General features: G+C 61.4%; 33 protein-coding genes. 14 read left to right on the top strand and 19 right to left on the bottom strand.

Features of this window, described 5'->3' with window-relative positions; all coding sequences use genetic code 11:
• Nucleotides 1–2: 2 nt before the first annotated feature.
• From ASE71_RS14585 to ASE71_RS14560, 6 genes are all read left to right on the top strand, one after another.
• Entirely contained in the window at nt 3–1,169 is a 1,167-nt protein-coding gene (locus tag ASE71_RS14585) for a YcaO-like family protein (protein WP_060516473.1), read from the top strand.
• On the top strand, nt 1,159–1,917 hold the full coding sequence (locus tag ASE71_RS14580; RefSeq protein ID WP_034800884.1) for a TfuA-like protein: 759 nt from the start codon (nt 1,159–1,161) through the stop codon (nt 1,915–1,917). Before ASE71_RS14585 ends, ASE71_RS14580 begins: the two co-directional genes overlap by 11 nt.
• A gap of 62 nt (nt 1,918–1,979) precedes the next feature.
• Nucleotides 1,980–3,191, top strand: a complete 1,212-nt coding sequence (locus ASE71_RS14575; RefSeq protein ID WP_034800881.1) for a hypothetical protein — start codon at nt 1,980–1,982, stop codon at nt 3,189–3,191.
• 17 nt (nt 3,192–3,208) lie between these two features.
• Nucleotides 3,209–3,697 carry a hypothetical protein gene (locus ASE71_RS14570; protein WP_034800879.1) on the top strand — a complete coding sequence of 163 codons (489 nt, stop codon included), beginning with the start codon at nt 3,209–3,211 and terminating at the stop codon, nt 3,695–3,697.
• Nucleotides 3,698–3,721: 24 nt separating this feature from the next.
• Nucleotides 3,722–3,985 (top strand): hypothetical protein, encoded by a 264-nt coding sequence (locus tag ASE71_RS14565; RefSeq protein WP_034800877.1) that lies wholly within the window; start codon nt 3,722–3,724, stop codon nt 3,983–3,985.
• Nucleotides 3,986–4,111: 126 nt separating this feature from the next.
• Nucleotides 4,112–4,360, top strand: coding sequence for a hypothetical protein (locus tag ASE71_RS14560; protein ID WP_034800874.1), 249 nt, complete (start codon nt 4,112–4,114; stop codon nt 4,358–4,360).
• Between the two features lie 36 nt (nt 4,361–4,396).
• On the opposite strand, the gene ASE71_RS14555 is transcribed toward ASE71_RS14560, so the two are convergent.
• Nucleotides 4,397–5,536, bottom strand: coding sequence for a fumarylacetoacetate hydrolase family protein (locus ASE71_RS14555; RefSeq protein ID WP_034800872.1), 1,140 nt, complete (start codon nt 5,534–5,536; stop codon nt 4,397–4,399).
• Nucleotides 5,537–5,827: 291 nt separating this feature from the next.
• Between ASE71_RS14555 and ASE71_RS14550 the strand changes: the two genes are divergently transcribed.
• Nucleotides 5,828–6,244, top strand: coding sequence for a hypothetical protein (locus ASE71_RS14550; RefSeq protein WP_051659567.1), 417 nt, complete (start codon nt 5,828–5,830; stop codon nt 6,242–6,244).
• 127 nt (nt 6,245–6,371) lie between these two features.
• Here the strand turns inward: ASE71_RS14550 and ASE71_RS14545 are convergent, their stop codons facing one another.
• Nucleotides 6,372–6,989 (bottom strand): TetR/AcrR family transcriptional regulator, encoded by a 618-nt coding sequence (locus ASE71_RS14545; protein ID WP_034800870.1) that lies wholly within the window; start codon nt 6,987–6,989, stop codon nt 6,372–6,374.
• Nucleotides 6,990–7,040: 51 nt separating this feature from the next.
• On the opposite strand from ASE71_RS14545, the gene ASE71_RS14540 reads away from it, so the two are divergent.
• A complete protein-coding gene (locus ASE71_RS14540) occupies nt 7,041–7,835 on the top strand; it encodes a 3-oxoacyl-ACP reductase family protein (protein WP_082566269.1) in 795 nt (264 codons plus the stop codon).
• Between the two features lie 74 nt (nt 7,836–7,909).
• On the opposite strand, the gene ASE71_RS14535 is transcribed toward ASE71_RS14540, so the two are convergent.
• The 3 genes from ASE71_RS14535 to ASE71_RS35080 all read right to left on the bottom strand — a co-directional run bounded on the left by ASE71_RS14535 (nt 7,910) and on the right by ASE71_RS35080 (nt 10,050).
• The gene (locus ASE71_RS14535) at nt 7,910–9,163 is read right to left on the bottom strand and encodes an NAD(P)/FAD-dependent oxidoreductase (RefSeq protein ID WP_034800866.1); all 1,254 of its coding nucleotides are present in this window, start codon (nt 9,161–9,163) and stop codon (nt 7,910–7,912) included.
• A gap of 63 nt (nt 9,164–9,226) precedes the next feature.
• Nucleotides 9,227–9,730 carry a TIGR00645 family protein gene (locus ASE71_RS14530; protein ID WP_082566270.1) on the bottom strand — a complete coding sequence of 168 codons (504 nt, stop codon included), beginning with the start codon at nt 9,728–9,730 and terminating at the stop codon, nt 9,227–9,229.
• Between the two features lie 155 nt (nt 9,731–9,885).
• Complete coding sequence (locus ASE71_RS35080) at nt 9,886–10,050, bottom strand: DUF1328 domain-containing protein (protein ID WP_034800864.1); 165 nt, start codon at nt 10,048–10,050, stop codon at nt 9,886–9,888.
• Between the two features lie 224 nt (nt 10,051–10,274).
• Here ASE71_RS35080 and ASE71_RS14525 point away from each other — a divergent pair, with 224 nt between their 5' ends.
• On the top strand, nt 10,275–10,469 hold the full coding sequence (locus ASE71_RS14525; RefSeq protein WP_034801404.1) for a hypothetical protein: 195 nt from the start codon (nt 10,275–10,277) through the stop codon (nt 10,467–10,469).
• A gap of 106 nt (nt 10,470–10,575) precedes the next feature.
• On the opposite strand, the gene ASE71_RS14520 is transcribed toward ASE71_RS14525, so the two are convergent.
• Both ASE71_RS14520 and ASE71_RS14515 read right to left on the bottom strand, forming a co-directional pair.
• Nucleotides 10,576–10,773, bottom strand: a complete 198-nt coding sequence (locus ASE71_RS14520; protein WP_034800861.1) for a CsbD family protein — start codon at nt 10,771–10,773, stop codon at nt 10,576–10,578.
• Nucleotides 10,774–10,834: 61 nt separating this feature from the next.
• On the bottom strand, nt 10,835–11,158 hold the full coding sequence (locus tag ASE71_RS14515) for a hypothetical protein (protein ID WP_034800858.1): 324 nt from the start codon (nt 11,156–11,158) through the stop codon (nt 10,835–10,837).
• Nucleotides 11,159–11,649: 491 nt separating this feature from the next.
• Between ASE71_RS14515 and ASE71_RS14510 the strand changes: the two genes are divergently transcribed.
• Complete coding sequence (locus tag ASE71_RS14510) at nt 11,650–11,898, top strand: glycine zipper domain-containing protein (protein WP_034800856.1); 249 nt, start codon at nt 11,650–11,652, stop codon at nt 11,896–11,898.
• Nucleotides 11,899–11,945: 47 nt separating this feature from the next.
• Here the strand turns inward: ASE71_RS14510 and ASE71_RS14505 are convergent, their stop codons facing one another.
• Nucleotides 11,946–12,164 (bottom strand): NepR family anti-sigma factor, encoded by a 219-nt coding sequence (locus ASE71_RS14505; protein WP_034800854.1) that lies wholly within the window; start codon nt 12,162–12,164, stop codon nt 11,946–11,948.
• 188 nt (nt 12,165–12,352) lie between these two features.
• Here ASE71_RS14505 and ASE71_RS14500 point away from each other — a divergent pair, with 188 nt between their 5' ends.
• Nucleotides 12,353–13,150, top strand: coding sequence for a response regulator (locus ASE71_RS14500; RefSeq protein WP_034800852.1), 798 nt, complete (start codon nt 12,353–12,355; stop codon nt 13,148–13,150).
• An 18-nt stretch (nt 13,151–13,168) separates the two neighbouring features.
• Here ASE71_RS14500 and ASE71_RS14495 read toward each other — a convergent pair whose 3' ends face one another.
• From ASE71_RS14495 to ASE71_RS14465, 8 genes are all read right to left on the bottom strand, one after another.
• Nucleotides 13,169–14,299 (bottom strand): AI-2E family transporter, encoded by a 1,131-nt coding sequence (locus tag ASE71_RS14495; RefSeq protein ID WP_370689547.1) that lies wholly within the window; start codon nt 14,297–14,299, stop codon nt 13,169–13,171.
• 137 nt (nt 14,300–14,436) lie between these two features.
• A complete protein-coding gene (locus ASE71_RS36430; protein ID WP_089044705.1) occupies nt 14,437–14,607 on the bottom strand; it encodes a hypothetical protein in 171 nt (56 codons plus the stop codon).
• 177 nt (nt 14,608–14,784) lie between these two features.
• Nucleotides 14,785–15,132: a RidA family protein gene (locus ASE71_RS14490; RefSeq protein ID WP_060516475.1), complete on the bottom strand. Its 348-nt coding sequence runs from the start codon at nt 15,130–15,132 to the stop codon at nt 14,785–14,787.
• Nucleotides 15,133–15,312: 180 nt separating this feature from the next.
• Complete coding sequence (locus tag ASE71_RS14485) at nt 15,313–16,143, bottom strand: ABC transporter ATP-binding protein (RefSeq protein ID WP_034800847.1); 831 nt, start codon at nt 16,141–16,143, stop codon at nt 15,313–15,315.
• The gene (locus ASE71_RS14480; protein WP_082566271.1) at nt 16,140–16,982 is read right to left on the bottom strand and encodes an ABC transporter ATP-binding protein; all 843 of its coding nucleotides are present in this window, start codon (nt 16,980–16,982) and stop codon (nt 16,140–16,142) included. The genes ASE71_RS14485 and ASE71_RS14480 overlap by 4 nt, the downstream gene beginning before the upstream one ends.
• 2 nt (nt 16,983–16,984) lie before the next feature.
• Entirely contained in the window at nt 16,985–17,893 is a 909-nt protein-coding gene (locus ASE71_RS14475; RefSeq protein WP_034800846.1) for an ABC transporter permease subunit, read from the bottom strand.
• A 10-nt stretch (nt 17,894–17,903) separates the two neighbouring features.
• Nucleotides 17,904–18,908, bottom strand: a complete 1,005-nt coding sequence (locus ASE71_RS14470) for an ABC transporter permease subunit (protein ID WP_034800844.1) — start codon at nt 18,906–18,908, stop codon at nt 17,904–17,906.
• Between the two features lie 204 nt (nt 18,909–19,112).
• Nucleotides 19,113–20,708 (bottom strand): ABC transporter substrate-binding protein, encoded by a 1,596-nt coding sequence (locus ASE71_RS14465; RefSeq protein ID WP_034800843.1) that lies wholly within the window; start codon nt 20,706–20,708, stop codon nt 19,113–19,115.
• 647 nt (nt 20,709–21,355) lie between these two features.
• Between ASE71_RS14465 and ASE71_RS14460 the strand changes: the two genes are divergently transcribed.
• Together ASE71_RS14460 and ASE71_RS14455 are read left to right on the top strand one after the other, a co-directional pair.
• Nucleotides 21,356–22,069, top strand: a complete 714-nt coding sequence (locus ASE71_RS14460; RefSeq protein WP_060516477.1) for a helix-turn-helix transcriptional regulator — start codon at nt 21,356–21,358, stop codon at nt 22,067–22,069.
• Nucleotides 22,070–22,079: 10 nt separating this feature from the next.
• Complete coding sequence (locus ASE71_RS14455) at nt 22,080–22,535, top strand: response regulator (protein WP_089044704.1); 456 nt, start codon at nt 22,080–22,082, stop codon at nt 22,533–22,535.
• 64 nt (nt 22,536–22,599) lie between these two features.
• On the opposite strand, the gene rirA is transcribed toward ASE71_RS14455, so the two are convergent.
• The gene (rirA, locus tag ASE71_RS14450) at nt 22,600–23,064 is read right to left on the bottom strand and encodes an iron-responsive transcriptional regulator RirA (RefSeq protein ID WP_034801384.1); all 465 of its coding nucleotides are present in this window, start codon (nt 23,062–23,064) and stop codon (nt 22,600–22,602) included.
• Between the two features lie 213 nt (nt 23,065–23,277).
• Between rirA and ASE71_RS14445 the strand changes: the two genes are divergently transcribed.
• A complete protein-coding gene (locus ASE71_RS14445) occupies nt 23,278–24,297 on the top strand; it encodes a Fe(3+) ABC transporter substrate-binding protein (RefSeq protein ID WP_370689548.1) in 1,020 nt (339 codons plus the stop codon).
• A gap of 80 nt (nt 24,298–24,377) precedes the next feature.
• Here ASE71_RS14445 and ASE71_RS14440 read toward each other — a convergent pair whose 3' ends face one another.
• Together ASE71_RS14440 and ASE71_RS14435 are read right to left on the bottom strand one after the other, a co-directional pair.
• A complete protein-coding gene (locus ASE71_RS14440) occupies nt 24,378–25,433 on the bottom strand; it encodes a M48 family metallopeptidase (protein WP_060516479.1) in 1,056 nt (351 codons plus the stop codon).
• Entirely contained in the window at nt 25,423–26,514 is a 1,092-nt protein-coding gene (locus ASE71_RS14435; protein WP_060516481.1) for a YjgN family protein, read from the bottom strand. Before ASE71_RS14435 ends, ASE71_RS14440 begins: the two co-directional genes overlap by 11 nt.
• Nucleotides 26,515–26,713 lie beyond the last annotated feature (199 nt).

Genomic DNA, 26,713 nt, shown 5'->3' with positions numbered 1-26,713 from the left:
CGATGGCGAGCGTTCCGATCCAGGACCGATCGCTCGAGGGCGTGCTGAACGCCCCCTCCCCAGCCCCTCCCGACACCTGGCAAACCGTGGAGAAAATTCTCGCCCTGCGACGGGATTTCGGGATCACCCGGCTCGGATCGGTAACCGGGCTCGATCGGATCGGCATACCGGTCGTGCAGGTGGTCCGCCCGGCCTCGCGCTCGGTTTCGGTCAATCAGGGCAAGGGCCTCAACTATGCCCAAGCCGCCATTTCCGGCCTGATGGAATCGCTTGAAGGATGGGCATCGGAGCGCATACCGGCCGAGCGCGTGTGGCGGGCCAGCCTTGCAGACATGAATGCCGGCGGGATGTGGTCGCATCTCCATCCGGCTGCAACGCCGCCGGCCGACAGCCACGATCTCGCCTGGATTTCAGGCTGGGATCTGATCTCCGGCTCTTTCCGGCCCGTGCCGCTGGCGGTGGTCGACACAAATTACGTCATCCCCTCGCCGCATCCGCAATGGCTTCAACGCAACACCACCGGGCTTGCCGCAGGCACGAGCCTGCAGCAGGCACTGATTCACAGCTGCCTTGAGATCCTCGAACGCCACGCGCATCATCTGGCCACCAGGCGGCCGCATTTCTTCGACCGCTACCAGATCGGTGTCGACACCATTGGCGGGGGCAAATCCGGCGAAATCCTTGGCCGGCTGCGCCAGGCGGGGCTGGCTGCGGGCGTATGGGCGTTACCAAGCCCGAGTGGCCTGCCCGCCTATTGGTGTCATGTCATGGAAGACCCGGCGCGGGTTCCGCTGGCCCCCTTGCCGGCGTCTGGCTTCGGCTGCGACATCGATCATGACCGCGCCCTTGCCAAGGCTCTTCTCGAGGCGTGCCAGTCGCGCCTCGGCGCCATCGCCGCGACCCGGGAAGACGTGATTGGCCGCTTCTACGCCCCACCGGAACGAAGCGAACTGATCGCCTGGTTCGAAACCCTGTCGCGCGGCGGTCTGCCCTTTCCCGAAAACGAGCCTGCGCACGGGGGCGAAAACCCGTTACCGGCCATTCTCGAGGCGATGGTCGCCGCTGGTGTCAAAGCGGTCGTCGTCGTGGTCCTGTTCTCGGACGAAGCGCTCCCTCTGCATGTGGTCAGAGTGGTTGCCCCGCCCCTGGAGGTGAGCATTGAGGAGTGAAACGATCGTCTTCCTCGGACCAACGCTGAGTGCCGCCGAGGCGCGAGCACAGCTCGATGCGACCTATCTTCCGCCAGCCGGGCAAGGGGACGTCGTGCGCGCCGTGCTGAAACATCGTCCAGCGGTGATCGCGATCATCGATGGCGAGTTTGCGCAGCGGCCGGCGGTTCGGCACAAGGAGATCCTCTGGGCCTTGGCAAAGGGCGTGTATGTCTGCGGCGCATCCAGCATGGGCGCCGTCCGCGCGGCGGAACTCAGCGACGAAGGAATGATCGGCTATGGCTTCGTCTACCGTTGGTATCGGCGCACGAGGCTTGCCGACGACGCCGACGTCGCTGTGGCGATGGCGCCGCCCGAACTGGGTTCAAGAGCTCTCACCGAAGCCCTCATTGACATCAGACTGACACTGAAACAGTCTGAACGAAGGGGCATCATCACACACGAACTGCGCGTTGCACTCGAACAGGCGGCACGATCGCTTCATTATTCCGAGCGCAGCTACAGCACCATCCTCGACAGTGTCAGGAATAATAACAACGACCCTGATATTGAGCGATTAAGACGTCATCTCGCAATCGGATTACCGAGACAGAAGAAACTTGACGCAATCGAACTACTAAAGGCGATCTCCACCTTTAAACTTCGGCGCAAAGGCCCGGACAAGAGCAACGCGTTCGAGATGACCGAGGCTTTTGCATACGATCTTCAATACGCTGAGCTGCTCGATGAAATATTCCGAGCGGATTAGTACGAACAAGTTAATCGAATTTTACAATCACAGGTGATATTGAAACCGCGAGAGAGGCCAACATGGATGCCGCCGCTCACACGTCCGACGCCGACCCGGGCAGAGCCGCTTCACCGCGTCTCGGAACGCGCTTTCTTGTCTTTCCGCAACCCCCATACATTCCAGGTTACGAGAAACCCGAGGTGGTCTGGCTCGCCCCTTCGGCAGGCGGGATTACGGCCGGCCCGTCCGACCGGCGCATGTATGTCGCCGATCCGCTCGAAACCAAGAGGCCCTATGCCTACCCTATCCTGCCGCCCTATGCCGGCGCACTCTGCCCGCCGGTGGAACCGGACGCTGACGGACATTTCGATTACATCACGCCGGACTCGCCTGCCTTTCTGGCGACACACAGCTTTGCCTGCGCACGGCGCGTGCTGGATATCTTCGAGGGCTATGTCGGGCGCGAAATCAGATGGTTCTTCGAACCGACCCTGAGCCGGCTGGAGATCATTCCGCACATTGCCGACTGGGACAACGCACAATCGGGCTTCGGCTTTGTGGAATTCGGGGAAAGCGAACCTGCGAGAGTGACGTCGCGATTCGCGCTCAATTTCGATTCCGTCGCCCATGAGATGGGCCACCTGATCCTTCTCAGCGAACTGGGCCTGCTTGAGGGCGACGGCGCCGGCAGCGAGTTTTTTGCCTATCACGAAGCGGTCGCCGACTTCGCATCGCTGCTCGGCTTGCTGCATTTCGATACAGCCGCGGATCGCATCCTGCGCCGCACCGGCGGCAACCTTTTGATCAACAACGAACTCGATCGCTTCGCCGAGCTCAGCGACGAAAGGCAGATCCGCACCTTCAACAATTCGCTGCGCGCGGGCGACGTCAGCCATGAAGTGCACGATCATTCCAAGCCATTTGCCGGAGGGCTCTTCGACTGCTTGGTCGAGGTCTATCAGACACTGCTCTTCGAGCGAGGACTGTCCGACCTCGATCCTCGCCAGTTCGGCAACCTGCGCCAGCAACTGGCGCCAGAGCTCATCGAAGCGACGTTGCGCCCATCAAGAGCGGACTACGAGCTGAAGCACTTTGCCAGCAAGGCTGCCCTAGAAGAGGCGCGAGACATCGTCGGCGAGAGCGTCGTTCGCTCCTGGCGGTTTCTGGAACCCGACGACGTCACCTTCGAAGCGGCAGCGGAAGCCTTTTTGACGGCCGCCGATCGGGGACGTGGTCGAGCCTATGTCGAACAGTTTGAAGATTGCATGCGATGGCGCGAAATTCTTTGGTGAAACAGAGGGAGAACGAGATGGACTACGAACATGTACCGGCACCGGCAACTGGCAGATACAAAGCGGACGAGCTTGTTCTCTACGGCGTCAAGCTCAACGCAAACGATGACTATGGCAGGTTCGATATCGGTGAAGGCCATAGTACCGAGCTTCGGGTCCAACTGTTTAAGGACGGTGGCGGCCTCAAGGCGGGCGACTACTCTATCGTCTTGGCCTACGGCTACGCATTCGACGGGCATTGCTACAGGCTGGATTCCCATCGAATCTTCATCGTGACAGGCCCGAAGGCCGAAGCAGCGGTCGGTTGCGGCTTCGATTCGATCGCAGGTGCATCCTATCAAATGTGGCGCATTCGGGCATCGACAGAGTTGATTGAAATCGCGACTAGCTTTGGCGATGCGCAGACGCTCATTCTAGACGCGAACCTGCCCGGAAAGCGGTCGCCGACCTCATATGCGATCACCCAATCGATGGCGCATCGCGACCGCCGACTAAACCGCGACTAGCCGGACTCTCTAACGGAGAATGTCATGTCGATCACCTCAACCGTGAAATTTAAGCAGGACTGCAACAATTTAACGATGATAGACGAATTGCCCGGCAGCTACTGCGTGGACGACAAGTTGGAACCTATCGTCGGGCGCAGCGTCAAAAAGGACACAAGCCTCAAATTCTCGGCTGATACAAACAACGGCATCGCAGACGTGAGGATCACTGGGGACATCAACGGAACGCCGCATGACGACAGGTACGATCTGGAGGACCTAAGTAAGGGAATCACTTTCCCCAAGTAGGTGTCGGTACGCACTCGGTCGAAAGCAGCACGCTATTCATCAGGTGGCTAAGGTCGACATTGGCGGCCTCGGCCAAACAAGCGCATGATCACACCTCTCCCGAAACGATCAGGCGGAGGAAGACTCATGCTCGATACCGATAGAAAAGCGGATGCAGCCTATGCGATCGAGTACATCCAGGAACATCCGGAAGCCGGACTTTGCCAGGAGGGTCGGCGCTGGTGGATTACCCCAAACGCCAACGAGACGGATGGGCGGGTTTTTTCCATGGATACGGTGGAGGCCATACGGCTCCGGGATGATGCGCGCCTACGGGCCGTGCCTGACATTGCGCATGCGGGTCGGTCGCTCTGGGTTATGCGGGACATGACATAGTGACCGTGCAGACGCGTTCGGCCGTGAGCTTGCTCCTTACAGCAGCCGCCGTCCTGCCAGATTGCGCATCAGCGCCGCTGCGCCAAAGCTCCAGGGCGCACATTCGGTCGAAAGCCTGACCGTGTTGGTCAGCGACCCGAGTTCGGCACTGGCGATCGTCACCACGTCGCCGAGCTTGTGGGTGAAGCCCTGGCCGGGCTCGTCGCGGTCTTCGACGGGCGCAAAGAGGGTGCCCATGAACAGCATCAGGCCATCAGGATACTGGTGGTGCGGGCCAATCGTCTGAGCGACGAGGTCGAGCGGGTCGCGGCTGATTTCGGCCATCGAACTGCGGCCGGTCAGGCGGTAGCCGTCCTCGCCTTCGACCAGGAGCGTCAGTTCGGCCTTGCGGACATCGTCGATCCCGTAGGTTTCATCGAAGAGGCGGATAAAGGGACCGACGGCGCATGAGGCGTTGTTGTCCTTGGCCTTGCCGAGAAGCAGCGCCGAGCGCCCCTCGATGTCGCGCAGGTTGACGTCGTTGCCGAGGGTGGCACCCCTCACCTGGCCGCTCGAGGAAACCGCAAGCACGATCTCCGGCTCCGGATTGTTCCAGCGTGAGGCCGGGTGCAGGCCGACATCGGCGCCCGGGCCGACCGCCGAGAGAACCTGCGCCTTGGTGAAGACCTCCGCGTCCGGGCCGATGCCGACCTCCAGATACTGCGACCAGACGCCCTCTTCGATGAGGGCTGCCTTGACGCGGGCCGCCTCCGGCGAACCGGGCTTCAGGTTTCGCAGACTGTCGCCGATGACGGCTGTGACGCGGGCGCGGATCGTTTCGGCGCGCGACGCATCGCCCGCCGCCCGCTCCTCGATGACGCGCTCGATCATCGAGCGCGCGAAGGTGACACCACAGGCCTTCACCGCCTGCAGATCGCAGGGCGCAAGGAGATGCAGGGCGGACGGATCCGCCTTCTGTCCGAGGCAATCCTCGAGCGCGACAAGCCGCTCGCCCTGGGTGGAGCGGACGTGCGCAACGGGATCCGGGTGTTCGAGGAGGTCGCGCATGGTGGGCGCTGCCTTCGAGGTGATGTCGAAGAGCGCGCCGTCACGGATCACAACTACCGACGGGCCGCCGACATCGGCTCGCCAGGCGCGACCGACAAAGGTGCCATTTTGAAATACCGGATCCGCCATGCCGTTCTACCCTCCCGTGAGCGCTACCATCATGCAGCGGAAACCTCCGCTGTAAAGCGGGCGACGACGATCGAACGTCCCTTGGGTTGTAGCGGTCGGAACATTGCAAATTTTCACGCGTTTACGGTTACGGCGCGCCGATCCGAGCGCGCCCCGCCTACGGCGCGCCGATCCGAGCGCGCCCCGCCGCTCTGTCTCGCGAGCGCACGAAATCCGGCGCCCACCGCTGCCCCGGGAAGGTTCAGGAGCAGCCGGCCGAGGCCACGAGGAGATCAAGAAAGGATCAACGCAATGAACCAGCACGAAGAGTTCAAGGAAAAGCCGGTCATCGACCCCGTGACTGGGCAGCCGCTGCCCCAACCCACTGCGCAAACGCACCTCAGCGACGTACCTGTCGAGCCCCCCAGACGCAGCAGCTGGCCAATCATCATCATCCTGCTCGCCGGCTTGGTGCTGGCGTTGATCGCCTGGCTGCCGGCCGAACTGAGCCGCGACACCGCCAACACGGTAGCGCCGCCGTCGACCACCGACCAGCCGGCAACCGGAACGACGGGCCAGGCCACACCGCCGGCCGATACGGGCACGGCTCCCGCCGGTGGAACGACGACCCAGCCGGCCCCGGAAGCAACGCCGCAGCAGGGAACACAGGGCGCTAGCCCGAACTCGACCCCTGGCACGACACCCGAAATGACGCAGCCGGCGCCGTAAGCAGGACGGAGCACGCGCAAACCGGTGGGCCGGAGGCTTTTGATCTCCGGCCCTCGCGTCGTCGTTCACCTGAACAAAAATCATGAGGCCGAATGACGGATCGGCTGTGTCCGTTAGACGTCGTTCGTCAGTCCGGCCGGATGTTTGCGGATATCATCGCGTCCCAGCCGGCTGCGGCGCAGTCGGCGATCGCGACCAGGGTTTCCCGCGTGGCGCCGTCGCGCGCCTGGATCGACATGCCGTGCTGCAGCGAGGCGACGTAGGCGGCAATCGCGGCGCAGTCGACACCCACAGGCAGTTCGCCTTCCTCGACTGCGCGCTCGAAACGCTGCTCCAGAGCCATCTGCTTCTCCAGCCGACGCAGCTTCAGTGCGTCACAGACCTCCGCATCACCACCCGCCATCTGCGGTGCCGACAGAACCACCATGCAGCCTCTCGGCTCGCCACGCTGTGTAAAATTCTCGGCCGTGCGTCTCAACAGGTCGTGCACCGCCGCCTTTGCGGTCGGAACCGTCTCCAGTTCATCCCAGATGCCGGCACCGTCGGTGCGGCCGTAAAGGTCCACGGCCTCGATGAAGAGCTGCGCCTTGCTGCCGAAGGCAGCGTAGAGGCTCGGCGGGTTCAATCCCATGGCCCGAGTCAGATCCGACAGCGAGGTATTGTCATAGCCCTTGTCCCAGAAGAGCTGCATGGCGCTTGCAAGCGCCTCGTCTCTCGAAAAATTGCGTGGCCGCCCGCGGCTCATCTCGGCTGATCCTTTTTTGTATCGATCAATACATAAATCGCTTGACAGCGGATGGCAAGTCGTTTCCCCTTATATGTATCGATCACTACAGATTTGGAGAAACCAGTGACGAGTTTGAAAGACAAGGTGGCCCTGGTGACGGGCGGCAGCCGCGGCATCGGTGCAGCGATCGCAAGGCGCCTGGCGAGCGACGGCGCAACCGTGGCGGTGACCTACAGCCAGTCGAAAGAAAAGGCCGAGGCGCTCGTGGCGGAGATCACGGGGGATGGCGGCAGCGCACTGGCGATCCAGGCGGACAACCGCGATCCGGGCGCGGTTGAAGCCGCCGTCAAGACGGTCGCGGAAAAACACGGTCGCATCGATATCCTCGTCAACAATGCCGGCATCTTCGACGCCGGAACGGTGGACGAGGTGACTGAGGAGGATTTCGACCGGACGATCGACGTCAATGTGAAGGCGGTGTTTCTCGCCACGCGCGCCGCTTCGGCGCACATGCCGGATGGCGGGCGCGTCATCAACATCGGCAGCAACCTCGCCGCCCGCGTCCCATGGCCGGGCATGAGCCTTTATGTGCTGAGCAAGAGCGCGCTGATTGGCTTCACCAAAGCGGTGGCGCGCGATCTCGGGCCGAAGGGCATCACCGTCAACATCGTCCATCCTGGCTCGACCGACACGGACATGAACCCGGCCAACGGCGAACATGCCGGCCCGCAGCGCGGACTGATGGCGATCCCGCGTTTCAACGAGGCGAGCGACGTAGCAGGCGTCGTCGCCTGGCTGGCGGGGCCTGACGGCCGCAGCGTAACGGGCGCCGAATTCACCATCGACGGCGGCACCAACGCCTGATCAGGCAAGGAACAAGGCCGGAAACGCAGCGTCCGGCCTTTTCCTACTTCGTGATGCTATGGCTTCGGACCGTGTCAGGCCAGGAAACGCTCCGGCCGGTAGGGCGCGATGTCGATGACCGTCTTTTCGCCGGTCATGGCTTCCGCCAGCGCCCGACCGGTGACCGGCCCAAGCGTCATGCCGTGATGGGCATGGCCGAAGGCAAACCACAGGCCCTCGTGACGCGGCGCCTTGCCGATAAGCGGCATCATATCCGGCGTGCAGGGACGCGCGCCCATCCAGGGTTCTTCGTCGCGACGTTCGGCAAGCGGGAAGAATTCGCGCGCCACCCGCTCGGCCCGCGTCAGCTGCACCGGCGTCTTCGGCGCATCGCGCCAGGCAAATTCCGCACCCGTCGTCAAACGGATGCCGCGCAGCATCGGCGCCAGGAAGTAGCCCTTTTCGGCATCGAGCACCCAGTTGTTGAGCTGCGCGCCGTCCTGCATGCCGTAGTGCATGTGGTAGCCACGCTTCACAGCCAGCGGGAAATGATAGCCGAGCTTGCGGGTAACCGTATCGGCCCAGGGGCCGAGCGCCACGACGACTTCGCGGGCTTCCAGCGGCCCTTCCGGGGTGGCGACGCGCCAACCGGGACCTTCGAGTACGTGTTCGGTCGTCGCCGCATCGCCGGAAATCAGCCGTCCGCCCAGGGACTGGAAGTAGGCGAGATAGGCCTTGTTGAGGCTGTGCGGATCGCGGATCGACCAGGGATCGCTCCAGCGCAGACCGCCGACGAGATCGGCCTTGATCGACGGCTCCAGCGTCTTCAGCTCGCTCGTCGAAAGCTTCTGGTGGTTGACGCCGAAGCCCGCCGAGAGCTTTTCCGCTTCCTTGTACGCGGCGTCGCGTTCCTTCTCGGTGCGGAACACCTTCATCCAGCCGTCCTTACGGATGAGGTCGCCGGCTCCGGACGCCTCGATCAGATCCTGATGTTCGGTGATCGAATGCTCGATCAGCGGCGCATAGAGCTGGGCGATGCGCCGGTGCTGGGTAAAGCCGGAATGCCACCAGTAGCGGGCGAGGAACGGCACCAGGCCCGGAAGGGCGCGGAAATGGTAATGGGCGTCGATGGTGTTGTTGAGCGCGTAGCGGAAGAGTGCGCCGAAATCATGCGGGAAGCCGTATGGAAAGACGCCTTCGCGCTGGATCAGGCCGGCGTTGCCGTAGGAGGTTTCCTCGCCGGGGCCACGACGATCGAGCAGCACCACCGACTTGCCGCGGCGGGCGAGATGGATGGCGGTGGAAATGCCGACGATGCCGGCGCCCAGAACCACTACGTCAGTCTTCATCTCAGGCTGCCCCGTTGCTCGATCAAGACAAACCGCGGCTTTGCTGAAGCCGCGGCACCAATATCACTTCTTCTTCAGCGCATTCATGATTTGCTCGAGATAGCCGAGCAGTACGGCCGAGACGACAAAGGCCAGATGTATGATCGTCGCCCACATCAACTGCTCGCTCGAATATTGCTGCGCGTTTAAGAAGATCTGCAGCAGGTGGATCGAGGAAATGGCCACGATCGACGACGCAACCTTGATCTTCAGGCTGCCGGAATCGAGCTTGCCGAGGAAGGAGACCTCCGCATCGCCTTCGTCGAAGCGGCTGACGAAGTTCTCGTAACCGGAAATCATCACCATCACGATCAGGCTGGCCACGAGCGCTGCATCGATCAGGCCGAGCATCGCCAGAATCATCTGCGCATCGTCATAGACGAAGACCATGCTGGCGATCTTCAGCAGCTTGAAGGCGAACGAGATGCCGTAGAGGGCAAGTGCCGCGACCAGGCCAAGGTAGAAGATGACGAGAAGCCAGCGGCTGGACAGGATGATCCGCTCGACGAGCAGTTCCAGCGATTTCATGATGTTCGATACCCCGGGGCGAAAACGACAATTGGGGCATCAATAGCCAAGCGGACCAGCAAGGGCAAGCAAGACGATTCGGCCACCAAACACATCGAGGGCGGCTGTGACGCCGCCCGTTTCCTGTTTATGCCTAACAACTCAAATAGGGCCGCTCAGCCGCGGCGCACCAGGCCGGCAACGAGCGAAATCACCAGAAAGACCAGGAAAAGGAAGAAGAGGATCTGCGCGATGCCCGCGGACGTGCCGGCAATACCCCCAAACCCAAGTACACCCGCTATGATTGCCACAACGAGGAAGACAAGCGCGTAGTATAACATAGCAATTCTCCTTGCCTAAATCACTGCAATGCAAACGCGATAGCTTTCAATTTGTTCCAGTTCTCGATCAAAATCGGCGCGCGGAATTCCGTGGCGTCACTCGACATTAATATTCTGTTTACGATGAAAGACGAAAGAGTCCCAAATCGGCACGGTTTGCACCGGAAATGCCCGGAACCTTCGCAATACTCTGACGTTCTTCATCCATGGAACGCAGGGTCGAAATGAAGATGCCGACAGCACATATCTGGAAAACGGCGACCGAAGCCGGACGGGAGCGGACGCATCTCTCCGATAGAAATCTTCACATCGGAAAGACGATGCGCGACCTGTACACGGACGGCGAAAAACAAAGCGCCAAGCTTCAGTCTCTGCTTGAAGAACTTCGCAGGCGAGAGGCCAAGGCAAAGAAGAAATAAGCGCGATGCGCATGACAAACAAAAAGCCGCGCGACAGGTGTCGCGCGGCTTTTGTCTTGGCGTCGTTCTTCCGGGGAAGCAAGACTGACTGCTTGCCGCGAACCGCCTAGCGGCGCGACATCCATTCGTCGATCTGCCGCTCCGCCTCGTCACGTGCAACGCCGTATCGCGCCTGGATCCGCCCGGCGAGTTCTTCCCTGCGGCCATCGATGATATCGAGGTCGTCGTTGGTGAGCTTACCCCACTGCGACTGAGCCTTACCCTTCAACTCGTGCCATTTGCCTTCAACAATGTCCCAGTTCATTTCCGATCCTTTCGGTTGATGCAGTCGCCCTAGCGCAATTGCCCAAGAGCTACCGGTGAAATCAGTTACGAGCCTTGGCGCCGCTTTCGCTTCGCGCGGCAACGGCATAGCTGCCGTCATCGACCTTGACCTCGACCTGCAGACGGCCAGGCGCCTTCACCTGCCACTCGATGGTCGCGTCTTCTACGAACAGCGCCGGATCGACTTCCGCGCAGGCGCCATAAGCGTGCTTGAAGCTCGTCGATGTCGCCTCGATCGCAGGCGAAAGCAGTTCGCGGCATTCGTCTACGGTCTCGAAAGCCACGGTGGGCGCCGGCACTTCGCGGCAGGCCTCTGTCGTCTGCATGCAGCCGACCAGGACCATGATGGCGGCAATGTGTTCCATTCGCATGCTCCCTTGCGTCAAACTCCAACAGCAAACGGAAATGTGCGATCTGCGGTTCCGCGAATGGGCGCGAAATATTTCCTGGAACCTTGGCGTCAGCTGCGCGTTTGAGCGGCCCAGAGACGGTCGGGAGGCGTCATTCGCCCACAGCGTTCAGCGGGCGACCACGGCCCACAACCGGGACGGCCATCGACCGTCGGCCACCCCAACAATGGAACAAAAATGCCCCGGTCTCGTTTTCGCAACGATAACAAGCGCTGCGACCGCGGCCGAGCGACGGAGGAGATACTGGCGAGGCAAGGACACACCACAAGCGGCTCGCTCATTGCGAGCGCCGAAAGGTAACATCAAAAGTCGATCAGGACGGCGCGGCATCGGGTACGGGCTATGCCTCATTGTCGTCATTCTGTTCGTCACCAGTCGCGGGCAAATCGATTTCACCGAAAATTGATTCTCAGTTCAACAAAGCAACCCTCGGATAGGAACGCGTCATGAAGAAGATACTTATCGTAGCAAGCCTGATCCTCCCCCTCGCGGCATGCACGCAGACAGAAAAGGGCGCGGCGATCGGCGCAACCGGCGGTGCCATCGTCGGCGGTGCGGCGACGGGCAATGTCAGGGGTGCGGCCGTGGGCGCGGCCATCGGCGGCGTCGCCGGTGCGCTCATCGGCAACGCCAACGAACCGGGCCGCTGCATCTATCGCGACCGCTACGGCCGCCGCTACGAAGCCGCCTGCTGATCGGCGCATCTCATGAAGAAACGGGCAGCCGCCCGTTTCTTCCCCCCTCAAAGCGGAACCCCACCCTTCGACGGGACTTTGGCCGCAGCCTCCGCTTCATCGAGTTTTTCAAGAAGATTGAGAAAGAGTTCCGGAACGGGCTCCTGCTCCAGCGACCGATAGAGCGCCCTCAAGCTGGTGCCGATCGAGCCGCCGATGTCGAGCGTTTCGGCAGTGCCTCCGCGCTGTTGGCCTACGCCGCCGTGCTTTCCGGTTTCTTCATCCATGCTGCGTCCCACCACCGCTTAGTCCTTCACGGCTTTTGCTGCCCTTGCGAAATCGCCGGCACACCGTTTCGAACACGTCCCCCATTTGCTCTAAGCCGAAAAACGTGTTCAAAACATCCATCTATTCCGCCCCATACCCCCTATCCTCAGAAATCAAACGAATCGCATTGCACGTAAGGAAGTCGTTGATGTCACTTTCGACCCGGATTGCGCCCCACCTGCCCTTTCTGCGCCGTTACGCGCGGGCCGTCACAGGCTCGCAGGCCGCAGGCGACGGCTATGTGGCCGCCGTTCTCGAAGCCCTGATCGAGGATATCAGCCTCTTTCCGGAAGCCTCGAACGACCGGATCAGCCTCTACAAGCTGTTCTGCTCGCAGTTCGAAAAGATCTCGATCGACCGCAGCGAAAATGCCTCACCGTTCGCATGGGAAAAACAGGCGGCCGCCAATCTCTCGCTGATCGCGCCGGCGCCGCGCCAGGCGTTTCTGCTCGTATCGGTCGAGGGTTTCTCCATCGCCGATGCGGCCGAGGTCATGAACCTCAGCCAGGCCGAGTTTTCGAAGCTCCTGACAGTCGCCTCGGAGGACATTTCGCACCAGGTCGCAACGGACGTCCTGATCATCGAGGACGAGCCGCTGATCGCGCTTGATATCGAGGATATGGTGACCAGCCTCGGCCACCGCGTCACCGGGATCGCCCGCACCCACGGCGAGGCGCTCGATCTCTACCGCAAGACCTCTCCGAAGATGGTTCTGGCCGACATCCAGCTTGCCGATGGCAGCTCGGGCATCGACGCCGTCAACGAGATCCTCACGCAGGCCGCTGTGCCGGTGATCTTCATCACCGCATTCCCCGAGCGGCTGCTGACCGGCAAGCGGCCGGAGCCAGCCTTTCTCGTGACCAAGCCGTTCAATCCGGACATGGTGAAGGCACTGATCAGCCAGGCGCTGTTCTTCGACGAGCACGCACGCTCTGCCCGGCGCTAGGCCGGGCAACACATCCCCTTATCCGGGCAGCTGACGTTCAGGCGGCTGGTCGCTGATTTCCTCGACGATGGCGAGGACGATGAGAGAGAGCGGCAGCGCTAGCATGGCGCCGACCGCCCCCCACATCCAGGTCCAGAACACGATCGCCAGGAAGATCAAGAACGGGTTCACCTCGAGCTCGTTGCCGAGGATGGCCGGAATGGCAAGGTTTTCCATCGCAAGGTGAACGACGAAGAAGGCCACCGCCGGCGCCAATGCCAGCCACAGCACCTCGTGCGTCATCAGCCCCGCCACCAGCAAGCTCAGCGTCATCGCCGTCACGCCGAGATAGGGAATGAAGCTGGAGACGAAAGCGAACAGGCCCCACAACGGCGCCATGCCCAGACCCCCGACAAAAGCGATCACCGTCGTCACGAGGCCGAGCGAGAAATAGATGACGCTGGCGATCGAGAAGTATCGCGCCAACGCATCCTCGATGCCGTTCATGATGCGAATGGCGCTAAGCCGCCGCTCACGGCTGGCAAAGGCAAGGATGACCGCCTTGCGCAGTTGCAACCGTCCGAGCAGAAACAGGCCGAGTGCTGCGAGGAAGATCAGTGTCTGCACCAAAGCGGGTGTCAGCCCGGCGGCGGTGGCGGCAAGCATCGGGCCGGCATTCTTCATGACGGTATCGGCAATCGCATCGTTGCCGACGCTGCGCGCGACGGCCAGACGCAGCCACTCGAACCGGTCAATGAACGGCATCACCCGCGCCACCACGCTTTCGGCAAGCTTCGGCGCCTCCGAGGCGAGCGCCGTCAACGGACCCAGGAGGGCATTGACGAGCCACGAGAGGCCGGTGACGAAAATGATCGCCAGCAGCAACCCTCCGAAAATCGGCGGCAGGCCATAACGCGCCAGTCCGTCGGCCGTCCGGCCGAGCACGACGCCGACGACGATTGCGAGCGTGATCGGCAGGAGGATCGTTTCCATGGCGTAGATGCCCGCGCATGCGGCAATGGCGAAGAGGCCGATAATACTCCAGGCGACCATCAGATCGATGCCGTCGCGCCGCGGGGCTGTCGATGGCGCCGCCGTCGCCACAGCAGCCTCTTCCTCGACGATCCACCGCGCACGCTTGCGCTGCTGGGCGGCACCCGCCCGACGCAGCGTATTCGCGATCATGCCTCGCCGTCCTTCAGTCAGGGCCGCGCGCGGTTCGTTCGCGTTTCCGGTCAACAGATCAGGCCGCCCTGCCTTTTGCTCCGGCCCGGCTTGCGGCACATCGCGTGAATGATCTTGCACGGTCAATGGTGTTCCGGCGGGAAGACATGCAGGGTCAGCGACAATAGGCCAAGCCCAAGGATGATGACGAGCAAGGTATGGGCGACACCTGCGGCGGTGTAGGGAAGAAGACCGAAACCGATCATGACGCCCGCCAGGAGAAGGACACAGACACGGGGCAGCCAGTAAAGCATAGACAGTCCTCCCAATCGTGGCGGCCGGTTTTGGCCTGCTTCTTCGGATTGGACACTTAACGTGCCGGTGCGCCGTTTGGTTCCGCGCAAGGGAACTGAAATGGGAACGAAAAACGCCGCCGGACGGCAGTCCGGCGGCGCAGGAATAAGAAGACGGGAAATCCCGTAGCGCAGGCCTTAGGCGGCAGCGGCGACGACGATGACTTCGACGAGGTATTCCGGGGTCGCGAGCTTGGCTTCGCCGGTGGCGCGAGCCGGGGTGTGGCCCTGCGGTGCCCAGGCGTCCCAGACCGAGTTCATCTTCGGGAAGTCTGCCATGTCGGCGAGCCAGATGGTGGCCGAGAGGATGCGGGTCTTGTCGGTGCCGGCGAGCGCCAGAAGACGGTCGACTTCGGCAAGCGCCTGCTTGGTCTGCGTCACGACATCGTCACCGGCGTTGCCGACCTGGCCGGCGAGGTAGACGGTGTTGTTGTAGACCACGGCCTGGCTCATACGGGGGCCGGTTTCGAAACGCTTGATTTCCATGAACGTGTTCCTGAGGTTGGGCCGAACGATCGGTCCGGCCAAAAAGCGGCTGCCCGCCGCCAAGAGGCGAGAAGTGAAGGCGGCGCGACACCTCTACACCATCAAGCCCCCAAGTCAAAGAAGCCGGGCATTGGCTGCCCGGCTTCTCTTGTTTCTTCAGCAAAAATCAGCAGCGGCGGATCAGGCCGCCTGCTTCTTCTTGGCAAGGCGCGCCTTGATGCTCTCGACATCCGCACGCGGCGTCGCTGCAAACAGCGTCTTGGTGTAGCTGTGCTTCGGGTCGGCAAAGACCTCGTCGCGGCTGCCGTATTCGACCGCTTCGCCGAAATACATCACCATGACATCATCAGCGATATAGCGCACGACAGAGAGGTCGTGGCTGATGAAGACGTAGGTGAGCTTCAGTTCGTCCTGAAGGTCGGCGAGCAGGTTCAGCACCTGTGCCTGGACCGACAGGTCGAGCGCCGACACCGGCTCGTCGAGCACCAGCAGCTTCGGGTTCAGCATCAACGCGCGCGCAATGGCGATACGCTGGCGCTGGCCGCCCGAAAACATGTGCGGATAGCGGTTGAAGTGCAGCTCGGTGAGGCCGACCTTCTTCAGCATCGTCATCGCCCGGTCGCGACGTTCGTCGGCCGGCGTGTCGGTGTTGATGACCAGCGGTTCCATCAGGATGTCGCCGATCTTCTGGCGCGGGTTGAGCGAGCCATAGGGGTTCTGGAAGACGATCTGCACCTTGCGGCGCATCTCCGGCGTCATGTCGCCTTTGGAAATATCGATCTTCTTGCCCTCGATCAGCAGTTCGCCGGAGGTCGCCGGGTCGATCAGGGTGAGGATGCGGCCCAGCGTGGACTTGCCGCAGCCGCTTTCGCCAACGATCGCCAGCGTCTTGCCCTGTTCGACGGAAAAGCTCACGCCTTTCAGCGCATGAACCGTCTTTGCCTTTTTGATGAGGCCGCCGGGGATATGGTAGTCGCGCACCAGATTGCGCGCTTCGAGGATCACGCTCATTGGGCCGCTCCTTCGTCGACGAAGAGTTCGGAAATCGTCGGCAGACGATCGCCGGTCGCGTTGTCAGGCAGCGCCGCCAGAAGTGCGCGCGTGTAGTTGCTCTTCGGGTTTTCGAAGAGCGTCAGCACGTCGGCCTCTTCCATCTTGCGGCCCTTGTACTGCACGACCACCCGGTCGGCAGTCTCGGCGACCACGCCCATGTTGTGCGTGATCATGATCAGGCCCATCTTGTGCTCGGCCTGCAGCCTCATCAGGAGGTCCAGGATCTGCTTCTGGATCGTCACGTCGAGCGCGGTGGTCGGCTCGTCGGCAATCAGGAGCTTCGGGTTGCAGGCGATCGCGATCGCGATCATCACACGCTGGCACTGGCCGCCCGACATCTGGTGCGGATAGTGGCCGAGCCGCTCGGCCGGATCGGGAATGCCGACCGCCTCGAACAGTTCGATCGCGCGCTTGCGGCGACCGGCCTTGTCGAGGCCCATGTGGATGCGCAGCACTTCCTCGATCTGGAAGCCGACGGTGAAGCACGGGTTGAGGCTGGCGATCGGCTCCTGGAAGATCATGGCAATATCCTTGCCGACGATCTTGCGCCGTTCGTTTGCCGACATTCCGAGCAGGTCGCGGCCGTTGAAGGTGAGCTTGTCGGCGGTCACTTTCGCCGTCCAGGGCAGAAGCCCCATGGCGGCCAGCATCGACACGGACTTACCCGAGCCGGACTCGCCAACAATCGCAAGCACTTCGCCTTCATGGACCTTCATCGACACGCCGTTAACGGCGCGGAAGGGACCGGAGGCCGTCTGGAATTCGACGACCAGGTTTTCGATTTCGAGAAGCGCCATGATCAGGACCTCTTCAGCTTGGGATCGAGCGCATCGCGCAGGCCGTCACCCATAAGGTTGATCGCCAGCACCGTGATCAGGATCGCGATACCCGGAAGGGTCACCACCCACCAGTGGCTGCTGATGAACTCGCGGGCTTCGGCGAGCATCGTGCCCCATTCCGGTGTCGGAGGCTGTGCGCCCATGCCGAGGAAGCCGAGGGCGGCAGCGTCAAGGATCGCGCTCGAGAAGGAGAGCGTCGCCTGGACGATCAGCGGCGCCATGCAGTTCGGCAGGATCGTCTTGAACATCAGACGGCCATGACCGGCGCCGGCCACCTTGGCGGCAACGACATAGTCACGGGTCTTTTCGCTCATGACGGCAGCACGCGTCAGGCGCACGAAGTGCGGCTGGAAGACGAGCGCGATGGCGATCATGGCGTTGACGAGGCCCGGGCCGAGGACGGCGACCAGCACGAGGGCGAGCAGCAGCGACGGGAAGGCCAGGATGATGTCCATCACGCGCATGATGACGGTATCGACCCAACCACGGAAGTAGCCGGCGATGACGCCAAGCGCGATACCGCCGACGAGCGACAGGGTCGTGACGATGACACCGACGAACAGCGAGAAGCGCGTGCCGTAGATCAGGCGGGACAGCATGTCGCGGCCGACGGCGTCGGTGCCGAGCAGGAAGCCGGCGCGGCCGCCCTCCTGCCATACCGGCGGTACCAACACCGCATCGCGGTACTGTGCCACCGGATCGTGCGGTGCGACCCACGGTGCGAAGACCGCGAGCAGAACGAGGAACACGAAGAACACGAGACCGATCACGGCGCCGCGGTTCTCGGAGAAGTAATACCAGAACTCGGCCAATCGCGCCCGGCGGGACGGATCGGTCGAAACGGTGCTTGTTGCAGCAGCTTGAGACATGACGCCCTCCTTAGTGCCGGATGCGCGGATTGATGAGACCGTAGAGCAGGTCGACGATGAGGTTGACCAGCATGATCACCGCGGCGATGACGAGCAGGCCGCCCTGGATGACGGCGTAGTCGCGACGCGACACCGAATCCACCATCCACTTGCCGATGCCCGGCCAGGAGAAGATCGTTTCCGTCAGGATCGCACCGGCGAGCATGACGCCCACCTGCAGGCCGATGGTGGTGACCACCGGGATCATCGCATTGCGCAGCGCATGGACGCCGACGACCCGGAAGGTCGAAAGGCCCTTGGCCCGTGCCGTGCGCACGTAGTCTTCGGAGAGAACTTCAAGCATCGCCGAGCGCGTCTGGCGCGCGATGACCGCAAGCGGAATGGTTCCAAGCACGATCGTCGGCAGGATCAGGTGGCTGACGGCCGACTTGAACGCGCCGGCCTGACCGGACAGGAGCGAGTCGATCAGCATGAATCCGGTTACCGGCGGGAAGAAGTACATCAGCGAGATGCGGCCGGAGACCGGCGTCCACTGCAGCATGCCGGAAACGAGCATGATGAGCAGCAGGCCCCACCAGAAGATCGGCATGGAGAAGCCGACGAGCGCCGTCCCCATCATCGCTTGGTCGACGGCCGAGCCGCGCTTGATCGCAGCAATCACGCCAGCCGGAATGCCGAGAATGACCGCAAACAGGATCGCACAGAGCGAAAGCTCGACGGTTGCCGGAAACAGTTCGAAGAACTGATCGATGACCGGCTTCTTGGTAACGATCGAGGTGCCGAAATCACCCTGGAGCACGCCCCAGAGATAATCGAGGTATTGCACCACGATCGGCCGGTCGAAGCCGAGTGCGTGTGAAATTTCCGCATGTCGCTCCGGCGACATGACGCGCTCGCCCGAAAGCAGCGCAACCGGATCGCCCGGAAGCAGGCGGATGAAGGAGAAGGCGATGATGGAGACGCCGACGAAGGTCGGTATCAGGACAGCCAATCGCCCCAAGAGAAATCGGAACATGTTAAACCCCGCGCCATGTTGCCGCGGCATTGTATCCCGCCGCTGGCACCACCGCATGCTTTCCCACTTAACGGCCAAGCATACAGCAAGTCGAAATGCCACAGCGACCTTTTGCGCTCCAGCCGGAACTCAGGGTCGCTATAGTGGATGCAAAGAGGGGCGCTTGCCCTTGGCAAACGCCCCCTTAAGGATCAGTTAACTAAATTACTCGGTGATGTCCACGCCGTCGAAGGCAAAATCACCAAGCGGGCTCTGAACGAAGCCCTCGACGTTCTTGCGCATCGGCACGACCGAGAGCGAGTGGTCGATCGTCGCCCACGGCGCTTCGCGCTTGAAGACGACCTGCGCCTCTTCGTAGAGCTTGGTGCGCTCTGCGGGGTCAGAGGTTTCCTTCGCCTTCTTCACGAGAGCATCGAATTCCTGGTTGCACCACTGTGCACGGTTGTTGCCGCCGACAGCGTTGCAGCCGAGAAGCGTGTCGAGGAAGTTGTCCGGGTCGCCGTTGTCGCCGGTCCAGCCGAGGATGACGGCACCGTCACGATCCTTGGCCTTGGACTTGTCGAGGTATTCGGCCCATTCGTAGGAGACGATCTCGACCTTGACGCCGATCTTGGCGAAGTCCGACTGCATCAGTTCAGCTGCGCGACGGGCGTTCAGCATGTACGGACGCGAAACCGGCATTGCCCAGAGCTTCATCGACAGGTCCTTGACGCCTGCGTCTTCAAGCATCTTCTTGGCGACTTCGGGCTCGTAGGTGTCGTCTTCGATCTTGTCGTTGTACGACCACATCGTCGGCGGGATCGGGTTGACGGCCGGCTGGGCAGCACCCTGGAAGACGGCATCGACGATCGCCTGCTTGTTGATCGCCTTGTTCAGCGCCTTGCGGACTTCCGGCTTGTCAAACGGAGCCTGGGTCGTGTTGTAGGCGAGGTAGGAGACGTTGAGGCCGGCCTGTTCCATGACCTTCAGGTTCGGGTCTGCCTTCATCTTCGAAACGTCGGCAGCATTCGGGAACGGCATCAGGTGGCATTCGCCAGCCTGGAGCTTCTGGAAGCGAACCGAAGCGTCAGACGTGATCGCGAAGACGAGGTCGTCGATCTTCTGCTTGCCACCCCAATAGTCCGGGTTTGCCTTGTAGCGGATGACGGCATCCTGCTGGTAGGCGACAAAAGCGAACGGACCGGTGCCGAGCGGCATCTGGTTCATCTGCTCCATCTTGCCGTCAGCCTGCAGCTTGTCGGCATATTCCTTCGACAGGATCGAAGCAAACGGCATCGCGATGTTGGCGAGGAACGGCGCTTCCTTGCGCGTCAGGGTGAACTTGACGGTCAGGTCGTCGACCTTCTCAACCGACTTGATGACTTCCGGGAAGCCCATGCCGGCTGCGTATTCCCACGAAGCGCCAGCAATGTACTTGTTCCACGGATTGTCAGCCTTCAGCTGGCGCTCGTAGGAGAACACCACGTCGTCGGCAGTGAAATCACGCGACGGCGTAAAGAATTCGGTGGTCTGGAACTTGACGCCCGGACGCAGCTTGAAGGTGTAGACCAGGCCGTCGTCGGAGATCGTCCAGCTTTCGGCGAGGCCCGGCTCAACTTCGGTCGTGCCCTTCTTGAACTCGAGCAGGCGGTTGTAAACCGTGTGCGCAGCCGCGTCGAAGGTCGTGCCGGCGGTGTACAGGCCCGGGTCAAAACCCTCTGGCGAACCTTCCGAGCAATAAACGAACGTCTTCGACCAGGCGGAGCCGGCCATCAGCGTGGCAAGCGCCGTCGCTGCAAACAGAGTAGTGAGCTTTTTCATGAGCTTTGCTTCCCAGATTTGTTTTTGTTCTCGTGTTTTCCTGACGCGGAATGCCGTTGCCCCCGGTCAAGGCCGGATGGAACGACATTTGGCGTCGCATTGCAATAAGTCGCCGCAGAAATTTGTCTATGCGAAAAATTCGTCCGCAGGTAGAGCCGGGATATTCGTCCACTGTTTTAGAATCGCCTGACAAAACAGTACACCGCGGCACCTAAAATCCACGACGTTCCGGCCGCTTCCACAGGGTCTGCAGCCTCCCCCGCCAGCCCCTTGGGCGGCGCGATGCCACACCGGGGAAGCCACCTTGGTTCCGGGTGAATACCCCTACCGAGAATGCCGTGATCATTGGCCGCACGAACACGCGATTCGGCCTCGACAGGTTTTCGTCAATCCCAAGATACTATGGTAGAAATCCCGAACGGGATTGTGCAATAAAATGTATACAAAACTCGGGGGAGATACTCGACGTGCCCAGACGTCCTTGGGAGGGACCGGCAGCCGCCTTTTACAGCTTTCAGTCGCTCGGTGGGCTTGCCGAGGGACGCGCATGACCCTGCCTGTCGGCAATACCGGCAACGCACTTTGCCGATTGATCGCTGCGGCTCGCGGGATAAACTGCCGCACGACGATAAGGGGATAGCCAGTCCGTGGCGGCTTTGCTGGAAAATCACAGGCGATACGACCTTCGCGACGAGCTAGAGAAGGCGCTCAACCGCGTCGATTTCTTCCGCATTTTTCATACCATGGCATTGCGCTACGGCTTCAGCCATTTCGGCATTCTGCAGCTCGGCAACGAGAACGACGCCTGCATGCTGTCCACCCGCCTAGTATTGCACGACCTGCCCTCCGGGCTCGCGGAGGAATACGACAAGCGCCATCGCTTTGGCGACTCCGTGTTTTACAAGACGCTGCACCGCTCGGCGATCTCGTCGGTATGGCGGGCGGACGACCCCGGCTGCGACGCCAGCCAGAACCTGCTGGTGCAGCTCGGTTTCGAACTGCTCGTCAGCGCGCCGGTGCACGCAGCCTCCACCGGCGCGCGCTACGCCGTGCTCTTTCTCGGAGACGGGGAGGATATCGGCCGGGCCGAGCATGTGGCGCTCGCCTATGACGCGATCGCCGCCTTCGACTATTTCTATCGCATCGCGCTTGCCAACAAGGCCGGGATGGGACTGACGCCGCGCGAAACCGAAATCCTCAAGTGGATCTCGCATGGCAAGACGGCAAGCGAGATTGCGCTCATCGTTTCGGTGTCGGAGCACACGGTGAACTCACACACCGCAACGATCCTGAAGAAACTCGACGTCGTCAATCGCACCCAGATGGTGGCGAAGGCAATCCGAGAGCAGATCATCCAGTAGCAGCCGATGCGTGGCCGCGTTTCGCACCGCCACGCCCAACGAACGGGACGCCCGCCATCAGCAAGGGTATTCGGTCATGACGCGAAAAGCACACATCCTGCTCGTTGACGACGACCCGGCAGAAAACCTGATCCTGCGCGCGCTCATCCGCAAGGTGAGCAGCATCGACATCGAGCTGCACTACTGCCAGACGATCGATGATGCGCTTGCATTCCTGCGCTCGGGCAAACCCGTATCGATGATCCTGCTCGACAACCGTCTGCGGCCGCAGCTCGATTTCCGCGAGACGGTCCCGGCCCTCCGGCATCAGGGCTATATCGGCCCGATCGGGGTAATCTCAGCATCGCTCGCCGATGCCTATTTTCAGAATCTGGAGGATTACGGCGCCGATTTCCGCATCGACAAGGCTGAAATCGACCCCACTGCGATCGACTTCATATTGCGGGAATATCTACCGCAAGAGTAACACCCGGCGGCACTTCAGCCGCCAGGTCATGCCGCACCATTTGCGCGGGCGTTGCTCGGAGATATCAGGCCGCCGAGGTCTGCGGACGCTTGGTTTCTTCCAGGCCGAGCAGGAAGTTGATCTGCGGGCGCGCCTTGACCAGGTCGTCAATCGTGTAGCCCTGCAGCACTTCGAAGAAGGCGTTCAGCGCCTTGCGGAGCGCCGAGTTCAGGCCGCAACTGTCGACGAGCGGGCATTCGATCTCGCCCGCCTCGAAGCATTCGGCCATCGCGAAACTGTCTTCCGTCACCTTGACGACGTCGAACAGCGTGATCGCCGAAGCGGGCTTCGGCAGGCGCACGCCGCCGTTACGGCCACGCACCGTTTCAACGAGGCCAGCCTTGGTCAACGGCTGCAAGATCTTGAAGAGAAACAACTCGGAAACACCATAAGCCCTGGCGATTTCGGGAATGCGGCTGAGCTTTTCCCCGTTGGCGGCGCAGTACATCAACATGCGAACCGCGTAGTTCGTTTGCTTCGTCAGACGCATCATTCACTCCGGCATCGAGAGGTTCACGAACTCATCATATAGGACGGATCGTAGTTTGGAACAATTCCAAAAAGCCAGAAAAGTCACTTCTTGTTGAGCGTTTACGGTTTCCTGATTGACTGTTTTCAGCGCTCCGGTCAGAAAGATGAGGAATTTTGTTAACTTAGCTCAAACAAGAAAATGGAGGAAGCGATGTCCGTTTCAAGAGCAGCGATGGGCGTTCTGTCCCTGACGGCAACCCTGCTGGCAACGAGCGCCGCCTGGGCCGATGGTGAAGTCAATATCTACTCGTACCGGCAGCCCGACCTGATCAAGCCGCTGCTCGACGCCTTCACCAAGGAAACCGGCATCACCACCAATGTGCTCTTCCTCGACAAGGGCCTCGTCGAGCGCATCCAGGCCGAAGGCGCCAACTCGCCGGCCGACGTGATCCTGACCGTCGACATCAGCCGCCTGACCGAAGCCAAGGATGCAGGCGTAACCCAGCCTGTCGTCAACGAGACGATCAACAAGGATATCCCGGCGCATTTCCGCGATCCTGAGGGCAACTGGTTCGGCCTCACCACCCGCGGCCGCGTCGTCTACGCATCCAAGGAGCGCGTCGCCCAGGACGACATCACCTATGAAGAGCTTGCCGACCCCAAGTGGAAAGGCAAGATCTGCACCCGCGACGGCCAGCACTCCTATAACATCGGCCTCTTCGCCTCGATGATCGCCCACCATGGCGAAGCCGAGACCGAGAAATGGCTGACCGGCCTCAAGAACAACCTCGCCAAGAAGCCTGACGGCGGCGACCGCGACCAGGCCAAGGCGATCCTGGCCGGCGAATGCGACCTGGCACTCGGCAACACCTACTATGTCGGTCTGATGATGACCAACGAGAAGGAGCCGGAACAGAAGGATTGGGCAGCGGCGATCAAGGTACTCTTCCCGAACGCCAAGGACCGCGGCACGCACGTCAACATTTCGGGCATGGCACTCGCCAAGAATTCCCCGAACAAGGACAATGCGCTGAAGCTGATGGAATTCCTGTCGGAGGGCGAAGCCCAGAAGATCTACGCCGAGCAGGTGTTCGAATATCCGGTTCTGCCGGGCGCCGAGCCGTCTGACGTCGTGAAGTCCTTCGGCACGATCAAGCCGGACGAACTGCCGCTCGCCGACATCGCCGCAAACCGCAAGAAGGCTTCGGAACTGGTCGACAAGGTCGGCTACAACGACGGTCCGCAGGACTGATCAACAAGGCAATTGCTTGAATGCGAACAGCGGGCCATCGGCCCGCTGTTTTCGTTTCAACAAGCGAAATTCAAGGAGGCTCATTGCGCCTTGGCGCGCAACTCCGCGGCGTAGTCGAGGATCGCCTTGCGCCGCTCAGGCGTCCCTGGATGCGTTGAGAGAATGCTGGTGTCGCCGTGATCGTCTAGCTTCTTTTCAAGCAGGTCGAAGAAGCGCGCGGCCGCCGTCGGATCTCGCCCTGCCTTCTGCATCAGCTCGACCGAGTGTCGGTCGGCAGCAGTTTCCGCGCCGCGCGAATAGGAAAGCGACAAGAGACCAGCGCCCTGCACCAGGACGTCGTCCACGCCCGAACCGATATCGCCGCCGATCATCATGATGAGGCCGGCAACGCCGGCAGCACGGTAGATCTGCCGCAGACTATGTTCGAGCTCGACATGGCCGATCTCGTGCGCCAGCACGCCAACGATCATTTCGGTATCGTCCCCAGCAAGTTCGATGAGCTCGTCGGTGACGACCAGCGTGCCATCCGGAAGCGCAAACGCATTTGGTCCGACCACACCGCCCTTGCGGAAATTGAGCGTGTAACCGGCCTCGCCGCGGTCTGATCGGGCGGCGATTGCCTTGAAGCCGTCGCGGATCCTTTCCTGCCGCTCAATCGCCAGCTGCGTCTTGTCGAACAGTGTCCGATCCATCGTTTCCATCGTGCCCCTCGACATCATCTCCGGCACGATCGGCGGGGTCACGAGGACGGCGACCTCGACGAGCGCAGGAACCGCATAGCGATAGATGGCAACGCCGCACAGCAAGGTGGCTGCGACGACGGCGATGAGACGTGGACGAAAGCGCTCCCATTCGTGGATGTGGTTGACCCTGCCATTCAGCTTCAGAAAACGATCGACTGCCTCGTTGTCCGGCGTTTCGAACAACGAACCGTCTGCAAATTCGACGCGACGCGGTATCGCTCCGACGCGGTCGGAAATATCGACACTTGCCAAGGTGCCACGGGCAAGTTCGGTGCTCGCATCGTCTACGGCCCTAAGGCTGCCCCCCTCTTCCAACAGCCGCGAGGGCACCGACCGGCTGGAACCGGCCGGATGCCATTCGCCACGCGCGATCTCGATGCTGCTAGAAGCCAAAATCGAACCCTTCGAAATCCATGAATTCCGCTCCAACCGCCGACGCTTCCGCTTCGATTTCGCTCATCAGCGTTCCGACCGCGCCAAAGACGGTTACGCCCGTCAGGGTCCATTTGTAACGGGCCATGCGGACGGCCGCCCAAGGTCGCAGCAGGCCCAGCGTCAGGATGGTGACGACGAAGTTCGATATGGCGATCCACGTGTAGCGGCCCCGAGAAAGACCGCTGAGGAACCGATGTTTTCCGTCAAAAACCGTCGCTCCCCAAACGGCGTTGCGCACGGCTGCACTGTAGAACAACGCGATGACTGCGTAGAAAGACATTGACGCCACATATCCGGCGCCCAAGCCTACCCATCCCCACCTCGGATCGTTCAGCGATTGGAGCAAACTTGGCGATGCGCGAAGCGTTCCCATCAAGATCGCGAAGACAACAACGCCAAGAACCAGCGCAAGCCCCAGGCCCAGGAACATGCCGCGATAGAGCGGGCCGAACGGAGGATTGGTCTCAAAGGCCCTGCCGCCAAAGCGCAGGTTCGATCCGACGTAGCGCCCAACCCATCGGCTCGCGAGCGGCGTCAGTAGGCCCAAGGTGATAATGGAAAGGAACCCGCCCAGAATGAACGCCTTGAAGGCGCCGCCCATCGTGCCGACGAAGTCGAAGCGGACGTTTCGATAGCTCGTCACCCGCGCGCTGAAGCGCAACCCGCGTGCGGCCAGCCAGGGAACGAAGAAGAGCGAAAGCAACAATAGCGCGATGCCGACGATCGGAACGAATGTCAGCAGAAGATTGTAGAGGATCAGATAGCCGAAAACGATCACTCGCCCGATCAGGATCTGCTTGCCCTTGGCATGGTACTCGAAGGTACGGCCGAGCAGAACCGTGTTTCCGTAGAAGTATCGGTTGCGCCGGACCTTTGCCCAGGCGGAATAAATGCCAAGCGTGACGATCGTCAAAAACACGTTGACGATCCAGATGCCGAAATATTCCTTGCCGCTCCCCATGAACGAGAAACGGTGAAAATCGATCGACACGTCGCGTGTCGGCGCTGCTTGAAACGACGTCGCTTCAGCCACGACCATGATGGGCCCCCTCCGTCCATCCTTTGTGCATCGGGCGCGCCGCAATGCGCTCCGACAGCACATGATCAAACACAAATCGTCTGGTGCGCCCCCCGCCCGCCAGACTGCCGTTGGAGCAGCGATCAATTCACGACCCTTGCCCACGGTTCGCAAGTTAGTTGTGCCGTATCGCCGAATGCAACAAAAAAGGGCCTCCCGA

The organism is Ensifer sp. Root954 (assembly GCF_001429005.1).
GTDB classification, from domain to species: Bacteria; Pseudomonadota; Alphaproteobacteria; order Rhizobiales; family Rhizobiaceae; genus Ensifer; species Ensifer adhaerens.
The sequence above is the reverse complement of the archived record's forward strand: the minus strand, read 5'-3'. Positions and strand labels throughout refer to the sequence as shown.